Origin of the sequence: Arthrobacter sp. NPDC058127 (genome assembly GCF_042884555.1) — a bacterium.
Classification (GTDB): domain Bacteria; phylum Actinomycetota; class Actinomycetes; order Actinomycetales; family Micrococcaceae; genus Arthrobacter.
In genome coordinates this window covers 128,023-141,212 of the sequence record NZ_JBHVTT010000013.1, presented here as the reverse complement: position 1 = coordinate 141,212, position 13,190 = coordinate 128,023, and the positions used below count along the sequence as shown (strand labels likewise).

Sequence of the window (13,190 nt, the reverse complement as noted above, 5' to 3'; positions counted from 1 at the left end):
TGGGTTGATAGGCCGGATGTGGAAGACAGGACCAAAGACTGTTGAAGCTGACCGGTACTAATAGGCCGATAACTTACACCACACAAACACGATCAACTGCTTGCGTCCACTATGTGGTTCCCGAACAACAACCCGCCACGGCTTGTTGTCCCACGGAACCAACAACTGAATAACAACACCACCGAACCCTTCACCGGGTCCGGACAAGTTGTAACCACGTATCTTCCCACCCCGCACCCGGTGCGGGGACGGGTAACAGGGTTACGGCGGTCATAGCGTGGGGGAAACGCCCGGTCCCATTCCGAACCCGGAAGCTAAGACCCACAGCGCCGATGGTACTGCACCCGGGAGGGTGTGGGAGAGTAGGACACCGCCGGACAACCATTCACGTTCAGGCCCCGACACACGTCGGGGCCTGAACCATTTAAACCCACCCACCCGGCACACGTGAGCCGGCGTCCCGAAACCCCCGCTCACGTATGGCCCGGTTTCCGGCAAACCCCCGCTCACATATGGCCCGGTTTCCGGTAAACCCCCGCTCAGATATGTGGGTTCCACGACCGACGCTCGCGGGCATGATGTGAGCGGGCGTCCCGCCGGGACCCCCATACGTGAGCGAGCGTTCAACGAAAACCCGGCATAAGAGAGCGGGCGTCCGGGTCACCCAACCCCCGCTCACATATCAACGGTCATGACCAGACCCTCGCTCACATATGGCCCGGTTTCCGGCAAACCCCCGCTCACCCACGCGCCGCACCGGCACGCAGCCACACCCGCAGCGCCCGGCAGCACTGAGCGGGCGTCGGACCCGGACCCGCCCTAGGTGAGCGAGCGTCCGGCTCGGAGCCGGCATAAGTGAGCGGGCGTCCGGCCGGGGGCCGGTATAAGTGAGCGGGCGTCCGGCCGGGAGCCGCCATAGGTGAGCGGGCGTCCGGCCCGGACCCGCCATACGTGAGCGGGCGTTTGAGGGGGAGCGGGTTGGGTCCGGAGTCGGGGGCACCGCTGGGCGGTAAAGTTGGTGCACATGGAGAGCCTCTTTAGTCACCTCACGCCGGACTCCGAACCCCAGCCGGAGCAAGCCGGTGAGCTGGACCCCGTAGTGTGCACCGTCGTCGTACCTTCGCCGGTGGCGCATGCTTTCATGGGCTTTACCGATCACCCACATCTCTGGTGGCCGATGGAGGACCACAGCGTCTACGGGGCGGGCTCGCACGTTGAGTTCGAGGAGAACTTGATCCTGGAGACGGCGGACGACGGACGTACCTCGATATGGGGGACGATCGACGATTGGCAGCCGCCCTTGTCCTTCCATGCGAGCTGGTATCCGGGCAGCACCGCAATGTGGTCCACTGAACTCCGCCTGGCCTTCCGGGCTGTAGACGGGGGCACCGAGGTTCGCTTGGTGCACGACGGCTGGGAGGGTGCCGAACACCCCGCGCAGACCCGTGCGGACTACGCGGCTGACTGGCCTGGAGTTCTTGAGCGCTATGTCCGATTCATGGGTGGCGCAAGTGAATAGAATCCGTCGGCTCCAGGCGGCTGACTGGCGTTTGCTTCGCGACGTCCGCTTGGAGATGTTGTCGGACACACCGATGGCCTACGTGGAAAGCCTCGCGGCCGCTCGTCGCCAGACTGACACCCAATGGCAAGAGCGCGCAGCCACGATGTCGGGCGACTCGAGCATCACCCTGGTAGCGGATGACGGTACGGACGGCAGCCGGATCAGTGGGCTCATGCGCGTGGTCATCAAGCAGCCACCGGATTCTTCCCAGGCTCTAGAAGCCATGCTGATCAGCGTCTACGTTGCACCCGAACACCGGGGCTTGGGCCTGGCTGACCAGTTGCTCGATGAGGCTTGTGCCGTAGCAGGCGCCGAGCTCGGTGCCGGACTGATCGAACTGGGTGTCCACGAGGAGAACGCCCGCGCCAAGGCGTTCTACACCCGGCACGGATTTGAATACACCGGTGCCAGCCGGCCGTATCCGCAGGACAGAACCAAGTTGGAGATCGTCATGGCCCGCCGGATTCCACTCGCCGCTCCGACTCGGCAAAGCAAAAGCCCCGGCGGGTTCATCGATGAGCTGGCCGCCGGCCTCTCTTCGGGGCAAGTCGCCGTCGACGAACAGACACGCACCGCCTATGCGGCAGACCTGGGACCAGTCCTGGACTTGCAGTTGCCCGTGGCAGTCGTGTTCGCCGAATCCGTTGAAGACGTGCAGCATGTGGTGCGCAGTTGCGCCAAGCACGGGGTTCCGATCGTCGCCCGCGGCGCCGGTACCGGGGTTTCCGGTGGCGCCCATGCCAGCCCTGGATGCATAGTGCTCAGCCTTGAACGCATGAACCGTATCCTGCAGTTCAACGCGGACGACGAGACCGCCGTCGTCGAACCGGGCGTGGTGAACGCTGACCTGAACGCCACGGCGGCTGAACACGGCCTGATGTATGCGCCGGACCCCGCGAGCTACAAAATGTCCACGATCGGCGGCAACGTGGCCACGAACGCCGGCGGCTTGCGCTGTGCCAAGTATGGCGTGACCAGGGACTCGGTGCTGGCGCTCGACGTCGTCCTGGCGGACGGCTCGCTCATCCACACAGGCCACCAGACCTTCAAAGGCGTGGCCGGATACGATCTCACGGCACTGTTCGTGGGCTCCGAGGGCACCCTGGGGATCGTGGTGGGCGTGACGGTGCGCCTGCGCTACCTGCCCCGCGAGGTACAGACAGTTGCGGCCTTCTATCCGGATTTCCGCGGTGCCGCCGCGGGCGTCCTGGCGGTCGGAAAGGCACGCGTCCAGCCAGCCATCATGGAAATGCTCGACGCCGGAACGCTGGCCCAGCTCGACGAACTGTACGGCTCGGACCTCGGAGAACGCGGAAAGGCGCTCCTGCTGATCCAGACAGACGGTTTCGGAGCTGCTGCCGAGGCAGCGTTGGTGCGGGAAGTGCTTGCGGCCGGCGGCGCCACTGTGACGGCGGAATCGACTGCGGAAGCCGAGCGCCTCATCGACATGCGGCGCTCGAGTCGAGGCGACGAAGTGGATAACGAATACCGGGTAGGCGAGGACGTCGCCGTTCCGAGGTCGCGGCTTGTGGACTATGTGGCCGCGCTTGAGGCCATGGCCGTCACCCACGATGTCCAGCTCAAGGTGGTGGCCCATGCCGGCGACGGCAACTTGCACCCCACCTTCTGGGTGGACCGCGTGGACATGGAAGTGGACGCGGATGCCATGGCCCGCCTCAACAAGGCCTTGGACGACTCCATTGATGCCGCGCTCGAGATGGGCGGAACCATCACCGGCGAGCACGGGGTGGGGCAGTACAAGCTGCGCTGGCTCGGCCTTGAGCAGCCCAGGCCCATCCGCGAGTTGCAGCACCGCATCAAAGAGCTTTTCGACCCCACCGGAATCTTCAATCCCGGCAAGGCTATCTAGGGCCTTTGGTATTCCATATCTGATCGCAAAGATCTCACGTCACACTCATCCGCTATTTTTCTGCCGGTTTACTTTGCCCGCCGATGCGCCTAATCTGGTTTGGTATACCAAATTAAATTAGGGAGGCAATCAATGGGGCAAGCACGTCCGCCGCGCCGCGGTACGTCCGCGTATGCCGCTCGGAGGACCGCCTGGGTACTCGTCGCACTGGCGCTTGTCTCCATCAACCTCCGTCCGGCCATTACGACGATCGCCGGCACCATGGGGCAGCTGCAGGCAGGTTTCGGACTAGACCCGCATTTGCTGCCGCTGCTTGGCGCCCTCCCTGTACTAGCCTTTGGCGTCTCGGCCCCTTGCGGTCCTTGGCTGGCCCGTCGCCTGGGCACTGGACGGGCAGTGGCGGCGGCGCTTCTGGCACTTGCCGCCGCGCTGCTCGTCCGCGTACTCGTGCCGGGACTGTTGCTGCCCGGAACGTTCCTGGCAGGAGCATCCATCATGACCGCCAGCGTGCTCGTGCCACAGATCGTCAAAGCCAACCGCGGTACCGGGTGGTGGACGGGGCTGTGCACCATGGGCTTCGGACTGGGCGCGGCGCTCGGCGCGGGACTCGTCCAGCCGCTGCAGCAAGCGTTCGGCGGGAGCCTCGCTTGGGCACTGGCCGTCTGGGCCGTTCCCGCCTTGATAGGGGCCGCCTTGATCGACCGGACCGGTCAAACGGCCGGGCGCCCCGATGGAACCGATAGAACCGGCGGACCGGCGTCGGGCGCTGGCTTACAGGAGACGACGACGGCGGGTGGCGCCAAGGGGGAATCCGGCACCATTCCGCTGCGGAAGCAGCGGACGGCCTGGGCCGTGACTGCCTTCTTCGGGCTGCAAGCCATGCTGTATTTCGCCGTTACCTCGTGGTTGGCGGTGTTCCTGGTGTCGAAGGGCCAGACGGCGGCCGATGCTGCCGGGCTCTTGGCCTGGTTCAGCGTGGCAGGCCTGCCCGCGAGCCTCTTGGCCCCTGTTCTCGCGGGGCGTCGAGTGGTCCTGAAGTTTATGGCTCCGGGCCTGGGACTGCTCGTCGCGGCGGCTTTAATAGGAGTCTTGACGGCGCCCGTAGCCATGCAATTCGTCATGGTCGGCCTGTTGGGGATCGTCCAGAGCGCCGGCTTCGGGCTTGGAATGGCATTGGTCGTCATCCGCTCGGCAGGACCACAGAGCGCCGGTAGCCTGTCCGCCATGAGCCAGGGCCTGGGCTTCGCGCTGGCCTCCTTGGGACCCTTGGGAGCGGGATTCCTGCATGAGTGGTCCGGCGGCTGGGACGTTCCCTTCTGGGCCCTGGCTGCCGAAGCGGTGCTGCTCGCGGTTGCGGGTTTCCTCGCCGTGCGCGGGCGCGCGGTGTCCGTCGAATCCGCCGAGGCGGAGCACCTTGGCGAGCCCGCCGCCGTCGGGTGCTAGCCGCCGGAGGCAGGCGCTAAGCCAAACCACGCCCGGGCCTCCCGCCCGGCCCATCTGACTAACAGTAGTTGTCGTTATGCGGGCTCATAACGACAACAAATGCGAGTCAGTTGGGCAGGCGCTGTCGTGGCTCTCCGACACACGCAAACCAAGAAAGTGGCCGTTCCCTCAACGGGGGAACGGCCACTTTTTTGTGCGGGCTTAGACCAGCTCGAGCTGCTCTGCCACGACCTTGCCGCGGTGGATCACCGTGCGGTCGGTTCCGCGGTCCATGACTGCGGAGGCGACCGTTTCGCCGTCGAGCAGCAGGAGTTCCGCGGGATCGCCGACCTCGACGCCGGGGCGGTGTGCCGTGCCTTTCAGGCGGGTGGCGGACGGGTCAAGGATGCTGGCGCCGCCTACGGTGGCGATCGCGAGGCAGTGCTCGATGAGCTCGTCCTTGCGGAAGCCGTGGGTGAAAGCGAGCTGCCAGGTACGGTCGAGCATGTCCGTGTTGCCGTAAGGGGACCAGTAGTCGCGCTGACCGTCCTCTCCCAAGCCCATGCGGACGCCGGCTTCGGCGAGCAGCGGGATGGGCAGCTGGCCCGCCACGCCGGCGGATCCCGGCGCCACCGACGCCATGGAGATGTCCAGCTCGGCGAATTCGTCGATGAGGCGGCGCGTGGTGGCCTCGGAGACGCTGCCCAGCTGGTACGCATGGGACATGGTGACCTTGCCCTGCATGCCCAAGGCACGGGTGCGCTCGATCACCAGGTCCGTGCTGAAGACGCCGAGCTCGCCGGGCTCGTGGAGGTGGATATCAATGGGGACCTGGTACTTTTCGGCCAGCCCGAAGACGATGTCCAGATGCCGGGCGGGGTCGCGGTCCAGGCTGCACGGGTCGATGCCGCCCATGACATTTGCGCCGGCCTTGAGTGCCTGGTCCATGAGGGGGACAGTGCCGTCCTCGAGGAGAAGGCCCGCCTGCGGGAACGCGATGATGTCGACGTCGGCCTGCCCTTTGAACTGCTCCTTGGCGGCCATCACGGCGTCGAAACGCTCAAGCCGGCAGTCGACGTCGATCTGGGCATAGGAGCGGACACGCGTGGTGCCGCGCGCGATCATCCGGCCTAGGGTGTTGTTGACCCGTTCCTGAAGCGGAACCTCCGCGTTGCGCCAGTTCTGCCGATCGTTCATCATCATGGTCCACACGCCGGGGCCGCCTGTGTGTTCGCGGAACGGCAGGCCGATGCGGGTGGAGTCCAGGTGCACATGAACGTCCGAGAACGACGGCACGAGCAGGCGGCCGCGGCCCTCGACGACGGTGGTGTCGCCGGTCGCCGCAGCGCGCGTCGGGTCATGGGGTTCGACGCCGGTGATCTTGCCGTCCGTGATGAGGACGTCGCTCAATGCTTGTCCCCAGGGGCGGACGGCACGAATCAGGGTGTTCAATGTATTGCTCCTTTGATGTTGGATCTATTGCACACCAGCGGGGGCTGCTGATTCCAGACCTGCGTGGTGGCAGGCCGGGGCAGCCGCGCTGGCTGGTCGGGGGATTTCGCTGATGCAGCGTTCCTGCTGTTCCGCGCCCAAGGTGCCGAACAACGGACACCGGGTGCGGAAGACGCAGCCGCTGGGTGGGTTTGCCGGCGACGGGAGATCTCCCCGTAGCCGGATCTTTTGTTGCTGGCGGGCTGCCCGGGGATCCGGCAGGGGCACGGCGGACAGGAGAGCTTGCGTGTAGGGATGCCGGGGCTCCCGGAACAATTCCTCCCGGGTTCCTTGCTCCACGATTTTGCCGAGGTACATCACCGCCACCTCATGCGAGATAAGGCGGACCACGGAAAGATCGTGCGCGATGAAGATGTATGCCACTCCGGTGTCCCGCTGGATCTCCTGCAGCAAGTTGACCACTTGCGCCTGCACCGAGACATCGAGGGCGGATACGGGTTCGTCGCACACAATCACGGAGGGGTTCAGAGAGATGGCGCGCGCGATTCCCACGCGCTGGCGCTGGCCGCCGGAGAACTCGTGCGGGAAACGGTTGTAGTGCTCGGGTTTGAGGCCCACTTGTTCGAGGAGTTCCTTGACCCGGTTCTTGAGGCCGCCGGCCGGGTTGATCTTTTGCGCCAGCATCGGCGCCGCGATGGCCGTGCCCACGGTTTGCCGTGGATTGAGCGAGGCGAAGGGGTCCTGGAAGATCATTTGGACTTTGCGGCGGAAGTTGTACAGATCGCGGCCGCCCAGCTGGCTGATGTCCACCCCGTCGATCAAGATCCTCCCACCGGTCGGATCCATGAGCCGAGCGACCATGCGTCCAGTGGTCGACTTGCCGCAACCGGACTCACCTACGAGCCCCAAAGTCTGGCCGCGCGCGAGACTGAAGGAGACGCCGTCGACCGCTTTGACCGTCTTGGATCCCATGGGGGAGAACAGCCCGCCTTTGATGGGGAAGTGTTTCTGGAGGTTCTCCACCTGGAGAATTGCCTGCGTGTCCATGACGGGTCCTAACGCGTATTCCGAATGGTGACGATCTGGGGGCCGCTCAGGTGGCAGCGCTTGCCGTGGCCGTCCTCGACCACGAGCTCCGGGCGCTGGCCCGCGCATACGCTGTCGCCGGCGAGGGCCGCGTACTCGCACCGGGCGCTGAAAATGCAGCCTTTCGGAAGGTCAAGGAGCGACGGCGGCTGGCCCGGAATGGGGTTGAGCCTGCCCGAGGAACTGCTCAGCGTGGGCATCGATTTGAGCAGGCCCAGGGTGTAGGGATGCTGCGTGTCGTAGAAGATCTCGTCCACCGGTCCCGATTCGACGCATTGCCCGCCGTACATGACCAGCACGGAATCGCACACTTCGGCCACCACGCCAAGATCATGGGTGATGAGGATCAGGGCCGAGTTGGTTTCCTGCTGGAGCTCGGACATGAGGTCAAGGATCTGTGCCTGCACGGTGACGTCCAGCGCAGTGGTTGGTTCGTCCGCGATGAGCAGCTCCGGCTCGCAGATCAATGCCATGGCGATCATGGCGCGTTGGCGCATGCCTCCGGAGAAATGGTGCGGGTATTCGTCGTAGCGCTGCTCTGGGCTGGGAATGCCCACCCTTCCGAGCATGTCGACGGCGGCTGCGCGGGCTTGCTTCTTGCTCGCCTTGTTGTGGACGAGGTAGGCCTCGGCAATTTGATGACCCACGGTGAAGAAGGGGTGCAGGGCCGAGAGCGGATCCTGGAAGATCATGCCGATGTTCCGGCCGCGAAGCTGCCGCATGCCGGACTCGGGCAGCGTCACAAGGTCCTTGCCCTGGAACAACGCCTGGCCGGTGACCCGGGCTGAGGTCCCCTTGAGGAGCCCCATGAGCGCCTGGCTGGTGACCGACTTGCCGGACCCGGACTCTCCTACGATGCCGAGGGTCTGCCCGCGCTCCAAGGAGAAATCCATCCCGTTGACGGCCGAAACAAGGCCGTCGTCGGTAGGGAACTTCACCGAAAGGTTGCGGACGTCCAGGAACGCGGCGGTTCCCGCGGCCTGATGCGTGGTTCGCGTGGCCGGTTGACCGGCCGGACTGGGCTGGAGCTGGGTCATTGGAGCCTCACTCGGGGATCGATGGCAGCGTAGGCGAGGTCGACAACGACATTCGCGACGATGACGAAGAAGGCGGCCAGCATGGTGATGGCCATGGTGACGGGGAGGTCGCCGGAAATGGCAGCCCGGACTGCCGTGAAACCGAGCCCCGGGACGGAGAAGATCTGCTCTGTGAGGACCGCGCCGCCGAGGAGGAGCCCGATGTCCATTCCGAGCATGGTCACGACCGGAGTGATGCCGGCCCGGACGCCGTGCTTGAACGTCACTGTTCGGGGCGCCAGGCCCTTGGCACGGGCCGTGCGGATGAAGTCCTCGCTGAAGGTCTCGATCATGTTGGTCCGGGTGACGCGGATGTAAGCCGCGCTGAAAAGCACGGCGAGGGCCACCCAAGGCAGGAAGTAGTTAAGCACCCAGGCCCCCGGACCCTGCGGACCGAAGGGGCTGTTGATCTCGTTCGTCGTGAAGGGCAGGAGGTGCAACTGGTTGACGAAAACCAGCAACAGGAACAAGCCGGTGACGGGGATAGGCAGTGAGACACCAATGGACGCTGCGCCGACGATGAACTTGTCCGTGGCGGATCCCTTGCGAAGGGCGGCGAGCAAACCGAGCCCGACGCCGGAAACGGTCCAGAGCACGAGCGCGCCGACCGCCATGGAGAGCGTGTAGGGCAGGGAGCGGGCAATGATGTCCGAGACGTTTTCATTGGTTTGGAACGATTTGCCGAGGCATGGCCACTGGCAGATCGATTCGGCTCCGGGCGCACCGATCATCCGCGGCGAGACCAGCCCGCTCATGTAGTCGATGTACTGGACCAGGAAAGGGTGGTCCATGCCAAGGGCCACGCGGGCTTCCGCGATGCGTTCGGGAGTGCACTCCTGGCCGCAAGCGGCAGACGCTGGATCGGCAGGTCCGAGCTGGAAAAGCGTGAAGGTGATGAAGCTGACGGCTACGAGAAGCAGGATCAGGGAGCCTGTCCGGCGAAAGATGAATCTGATCATTGTGCTGGTTGCGGGCCGCCCGGTATTAACCGGACGGCCCGCCTCCCTTCTGGGCTGGCCTGATTGGTGTGAACAGGCCCGGTTGTGTGGATTAGGCCTGGTTAGTGCTCGACGCCGACGATCGAGAGGTCGATGCCGCCGAAGAAGTAGCCCACTTGGGCGTTGCGGATGTTGGAGCCCACCACACTGTTGGTGTGGCTGCGGACGAGCGGGATGATCGGGTAGGTCTTCAGTGCCTTGCCGAACTCCTCAGACCATTTCTTGCCGAGTTCCTCCGAGGTCCCGGAAGTGTTCCGGAGCTCGAACATGGCCTTCGAAATCTGCGGATCGAAGTAGCGCGACGTGTTGGAGAAGCCGTAGCTGGTGCCGTCGTTGTTCGGTCCGAGGATGGGATCGGCGGACGTACGCACCGACGCAGGGTCGGCGCCGCCGCACCAGCCCGAGCGCGCAATGTCCGGCAGCTGGTCACTGGCCAGGACGGAGTAGTAGTTCGGGGCCGGGATCGGCACGAGCTGGACGTCGATGCCCAGGGCCTTGAGGTTTTGCTGGATCACGGTGCCGGTGTTCTTGTAGGCGTCGCGGTTGTTGGCGTACCCGTAGGTGAGGCTCTTGGGGTAGTTCTTGCCTTCGAGGAGCTTCTTGGCTTCCTCCAGCTTGGGCTTGCCGGTGGGGTCGATCTCGAGGTCTTGGGCCACGTAACCGCGCATCTTGGCGTTGAGCGGGGTCTGGGTGAGTTCGCCGAAGCGGCGCCCGCCGTACTGGACCAGGATGGACTGGCGGTCAAGGGCCAGGGCGATGGCCTTGCGGACATCTGGATCGGTGATCTTCTCGGTGTTGAGGCTGAGGACGTCGTTGCAACCGAGCAGTCCCGAAGCGACGCGGTCTTTGACCTGGGCATCAGCGAGCTTGGCGGAATCCGAAGTCTGCAGTGCACCGTTGGAGTCCAGGGTGAGGGCATTGGGATCGGAGTTGGCCAGGAGCTGCTGGCTGATGGTGGCCTGCGAAGTGGAGAGCGAGAACCTGAAGGTGTCCGGAAGTGCCGTGCGGTTGGGGTCGGTGGACGGATCCCAGTTCGGGTTGCGGACCAGTTTGAGCGACTTTCCGCGACTGTACGAATCAACCATGTACGGGCCTGTAGACACCGGGTGGTTGGTGTAGTCCAGCTTGGTGTCCTTGTCCTTCGGGACAGGCGAAGTGTTGGAACGGGAGGCCAGCGCCGGAAATTCGGCGAATGGCTTCTTCAAGTGGAAGACGATGGTGCGCTCGTCCGGAGTTTCCACGGCCTTGAGGTCAGCGGAAGGATCCTTGTACGGCCCCTTGTAGCCGCCGGCGTCGAGCGCTGCGTTGAGCTCCTGCGGGGCCTGGGTGTAGACGTCCTGGGCGAAAGTGCGTTCGATGCCGTACTTGACGTCGGCGGAGGTGATGGGGCGGCCGTCTTCGAACTTGACGCCCTTCTGGAGGGTGAATGTCCAGGTGAGTCCGTCTTTGGACACCTGGCCCGTGTCCGTGGCGAGGTCCGGAACGATGGTGGGCGGCTGTCCGGCCGTCTCCTTCGCCATGGTGAGGTTCCTGTAGTACAGCTGGCCGACGTTGGCCGTCTGGACGTAGTTGCTATTGCCCGGGTCCAGGGTTTGGAAGTCCGAGGACATCAGGACGTTGATGTTGCCGCCCTTGGTGGCGAAACCGGGCTTGACCACTTCGGGAGCCTGCTCGGTGCTCGAAGCGCCGGAGACGGCAGTTCCGGGCTGGTTCTGTCCCGCCGCGCAGCCTGTGGCAGCGGTGGCGATCAGCACGGCAAGGGCCAGCGCTCTGGTGGGGGTGTTCATTGTGCTCCTCATAGGGGTGGGTGGAACGGATATGAAGGGGGATTAGTGGCGTGATGCCTTGGGATCCAGGGCATCCCGCACGGCGTCGCCGAGGAGGTTGAACGCCAGGACGGTGACGATGAGCATGGCGCCGGGGACTGCCAGGAACCAGGGATCGCTGAGGTACCAGTTGCCGGATTGGGCGGCGTTGAGCATCTGGCCCCAGGACGGCGTGGGGTCCTTGACGCCGACGCCGAGGAAGGACAGTGCTGCTTCTGCGGAGATATTCGTGGGAATGAGCATGGTGGCGTAGACCAGTACGACGCCCATCACGTTGGGAATGATCTGCCGGAACAACACGCTCAGGTGCGAGGCGCCGAAGGACCGCGCGGCCTCGACGAACTCGCGCTCGCGGAGGCTCAGCACTTGGCCGCGGACAATACGGGCGAGGTATGCCCAGCCGAAGAAGCCCAGGATGATGACGAGCGAAGCCATGGGCAGGAAGCTGCCCTGGCCCAGCGCGGTGTCCCTCAGCCGTGACTGCAGGATGGGGGTCAGTGAAAGGACCAGCAGGAGGTGCGGAAAAGCGAGGAAGAGATCCATGATCCGGCTGATGATGGCGTCCGTTTTGCCCCCGAAGTAGCCCGCGGCTGCACCGATCACAGTTCCCAGGACCACCGAGACCGCAGTGGACAGCAGGGCAATGGTGAGGGAAACCTGGCCCCCATAGGCGAGGCGGGCAAACAGGTCACGGCCCAGTCCGGGTTCCACGCCCAGCCAGTGGCCGGGCGAAGGGTACATGTATCCGGGGAGCGGCAACCCGGGAGTCTGGAGGTCGTCCAGGACATCGGGGCTGGTGTTGGACGTGAAGGGATCGTTGCCGGACATGGCACTGAGCAGCGGGCCGAGGATGGCGAACAACATGATGGCCGCCACCACGCAGAGGCTCAACAGGGCAATCTTGCTCTGGCGGATCCGCAGCCAGGCCGTCGCCAGGAGCGACCGCGCCTCGGCGGTGGGTCTGCTTGGGGACATGCTGGGGGATGGACGCTCAGCCGTAGCTTCGGCGGTGGACTGTAGCTGGGTCAACGGGGGTGCTCGATTCATGATCCAAGGAGTAGGCTCCGGACTTTTTGTATACCAAAAATAGACTAGAGCAGGTTCGATGGGATGTAAATCACAAATATCGCACTATCTGGAATACCAAACAGCTGAGTTTCCGTCCGTGTATGCTCGGGTGGAACGCAAGACGATGGGGAAGGGAAGGGTGGCCGAAGCCGATGCCCGAAACGTTGACAGGCCGCGACGACGAAGCCCGGGCCGAACAGGTCTACCAGCTGGTCCTTGAGGGAATCGTGGCGGGGAGATACGAGCAGGGCGCGCGGCTGCGCGAACGGGAGCTCTCCGAGCTCTACAACGTTTCACGAATCCCCGTGCGGGAGGCCATCCAACGCCTTGAGCAGGACGGCTTCGTGGAAACCTTCCCCCGCCGGGGCGCCGTGGTGCGCCAATTGACGCTCACCGACGTCAACGAACTCTTCGACGTGCGGCTTTGCCTGGAAACGTTCGCGGCCCGCATGGCGGCCGTCCGCGTCGCGGCGGGAGAGCCGGTCCTCCGTTTGAAGGAGCTCCTCGACGACACGAGGCAAGCGATCGACGACGACCGCACCGACGACGTCGTACGCCTCAGTGCGGCGTTCCACGCCGAAATCGTGCGGCTGTCCGGCAACCGGCTGCTCATCGAGTCGGTCAAGCCGTTGTTTGGACGCATGCGCTGGATCTTCGGGCTCGCCCACAACCGCAGCAACGAACTCCAGCGCGACGAGCACATGGAACTGTGCAACGCCATCCTCGGCGGCAAGGCCGAACTCGCCTACACCCTGGCGTACTCCCACATCGAGCTCGGGCGCGAACCAGTGCTTAAGGGACTCGCGGAGACGCTGGAGCCCTGAACCCCCG

10 protein-coding genes, 1 rRNA gene and 1 pseudogene are annotated in these 13,190 nt (G+C 64.6%); 6 read left to right on the top strand and 6 right to left on the bottom strand.

The annotated features are described in order from the left end of the window. Window positions 1-262 precede the first annotated feature (262 nt). From rrf to ACFVTG_RS17015, 5 genes and pseudogenes are all read left to right on the top strand, one after another. Window positions 263-379 (top strand): 5S ribosomal RNA (gene rrf, locus ACFVTG_RS17035). Window positions 380-1,024: 645 nt separating this feature from the next. After that, the gene (locus ACFVTG_RS17030) at window positions 1,025-1,519 is read left to right on the top strand and encodes a hypothetical protein (protein ID WP_284754954.1); all 495 of its coding nucleotides are present in this window, start codon (window positions 1,025-1,027) and stop codon (window positions 1,517-1,519) included. Beyond that, window positions 1,488-1,958, top strand: a pseudogene (locus ACFVTG_RS17025) (GNAT family N-acetyltransferase); the annotation flags it as partial. The gene ACFVTG_RS17030 and the pseudogene ACFVTG_RS17025, both read left to right, overlap by 32 nt. Window positions 1,959-2,012: 54 nt before the next feature. Further along, window positions 2,013-3,431 (top strand): FAD-binding oxidoreductase, encoded by a 1,419-nt coding sequence (locus ACFVTG_RS17020; protein WP_390282111.1) that lies wholly within the window; start codon window positions 2,013-2,015, stop codon window positions 3,429-3,431. Between the two features lie 132 nt (window positions 3,432-3,563). Next, on the top strand, window positions 3,564-4,874 hold the full coding sequence (locus ACFVTG_RS17015; protein WP_390282103.1) for an MFS transporter: 1,311 nt from the start codon (window positions 3,564-3,566) through the stop codon (window positions 4,872-4,874). Window positions 4,875-5,075: 201 nt separating this feature from the next. Here the strand turns inward: ACFVTG_RS17015 and ACFVTG_RS17010 are convergent, their stop codons facing one another. The 6 genes from ACFVTG_RS17010 to ACFVTG_RS16985 all read right to left on the bottom strand — a co-directional run bounded on the left by ACFVTG_RS17010 (window position 5,076) and on the right by ACFVTG_RS16985 (window position 12,266). Continuing rightward, complete coding sequence (locus tag ACFVTG_RS17010; protein ID WP_390282102.1) at window positions 5,076-6,305, bottom strand: amidohydrolase family protein; 1,230 nt, start codon at window positions 6,303-6,305, stop codon at window positions 5,076-5,078. A gap of 24 nt (window positions 6,306-6,329) precedes the next feature. Continuing rightward, window positions 6,330-7,352: an ABC transporter ATP-binding protein gene (locus tag ACFVTG_RS17005; protein WP_390282101.1), complete on the bottom strand. Its 1,023-nt coding sequence runs from the start codon at window positions 7,350-7,352 to the stop codon at window positions 6,330-6,332. 8 nt (window positions 7,353-7,360) lie between these two features. Further along, entirely contained in the window at window positions 7,361-8,428 is a 1,068-nt protein-coding gene (locus ACFVTG_RS17000; protein ID WP_390282100.1) for an ABC transporter ATP-binding protein, read from the bottom strand. Further along, the gene (locus ACFVTG_RS16995) at window positions 8,425-9,426 is read right to left on the bottom strand and encodes an ABC transporter permease (RefSeq protein WP_390282098.1); all 1,002 of its coding nucleotides are present in this window, start codon (window positions 9,424-9,426) and stop codon (window positions 8,425-8,427) included. The genes ACFVTG_RS17000 and ACFVTG_RS16995 overlap by 4 nt, the downstream gene beginning before the upstream one ends. Window positions 9,427-9,527: 101 nt before the next feature. After that, window positions 9,528-11,252: an ABC transporter substrate-binding protein gene (locus ACFVTG_RS16990; protein WP_390282096.1), complete on the bottom strand. Its 1,725-nt coding sequence runs from the start codon at window positions 11,250-11,252 to the stop codon at window positions 9,528-9,530. Between the two features lie 42 nt (window positions 11,253-11,294). Then, window positions 11,295-12,266 carry an ABC transporter permease gene (locus tag ACFVTG_RS16985; protein ID WP_390282095.1) on the bottom strand — a complete coding sequence of 324 codons (972 nt, stop codon included), beginning with the start codon at window positions 12,264-12,266 and terminating at the stop codon, window positions 11,295-11,297. A gap of 245 nt (window positions 12,267-12,511) precedes the next feature. On the opposite strand from ACFVTG_RS16985, the gene ACFVTG_RS16980 reads away from it, so the two are divergent. After that, window positions 12,512-13,183, top strand: coding sequence for a GntR family transcriptional regulator (locus tag ACFVTG_RS16980; protein ID WP_390282094.1), 672 nt, complete (start codon window positions 12,512-12,514; stop codon window positions 13,181-13,183). Window positions 13,184-13,190 lie beyond the last annotated feature (7 nt).

Bases quoted from the DNA above. Each gene is read 5' to 3' on its own strand.
- ACFVTG_RS17030 (WP_284754954.1), top strand. From the start codon at position 1,025: ATGGAGAGCCTCTTTAGTCACCTCACGCCGGACTCCGAACCCCAGCCG.
- ACFVTG_RS17020 (WP_390282111.1), top strand. From the start codon at position 2,013: ATGGCCCGCCGGATTCCACTCGCCGCTCCGACTCGGCAAAGCAAAAGC.
- ACFVTG_RS17015 (WP_390282103.1), top strand. From the start codon at position 3,564: ATGGGGCAAGCACGTCCGCCGCGCCGCGGTACGTCCGCGTATGCCGCT.
- ACFVTG_RS17005 (WP_390282101.1), bottom strand. From the start codon at position 7,352: ATGGACACGCAGGCAATTCTCCAGGTGGAGAACCTCCAGAAACACTTC.
- ACFVTG_RS17000 (WP_390282100.1), bottom strand. From the start codon at position 8,428: ATGACCCAGCTCCAGCCCAGTCCGGCCGGTCAACCGGCCACGCGAACC.
- ACFVTG_RS16995 (WP_390282098.1), bottom strand. From the start codon at position 9,426: ATGATCAGATTCATCTTTCGCCGGACAGGCTCCCTGATCCTGCTTCTC.
- ACFVTG_RS16990 (WP_390282096.1), bottom strand. From the start codon at position 11,252: ATGAACACCCCCACCAGAGCGCTGGCCCTTGCCGTGCTGATCGCCACC.
- ACFVTG_RS16985 (WP_390282095.1), bottom strand. From the start codon at position 12,266: ATGTCCCCAAGCAGACCCACCGCCGAGGCGCGGTCGCTCCTGGCGACG.
- ACFVTG_RS16980 (WP_390282094.1), top strand. From the start codon at position 12,512: ATGCCCGAAACGTTGACAGGCCGCGACGACGAAGCCCGGGCCGAACAG.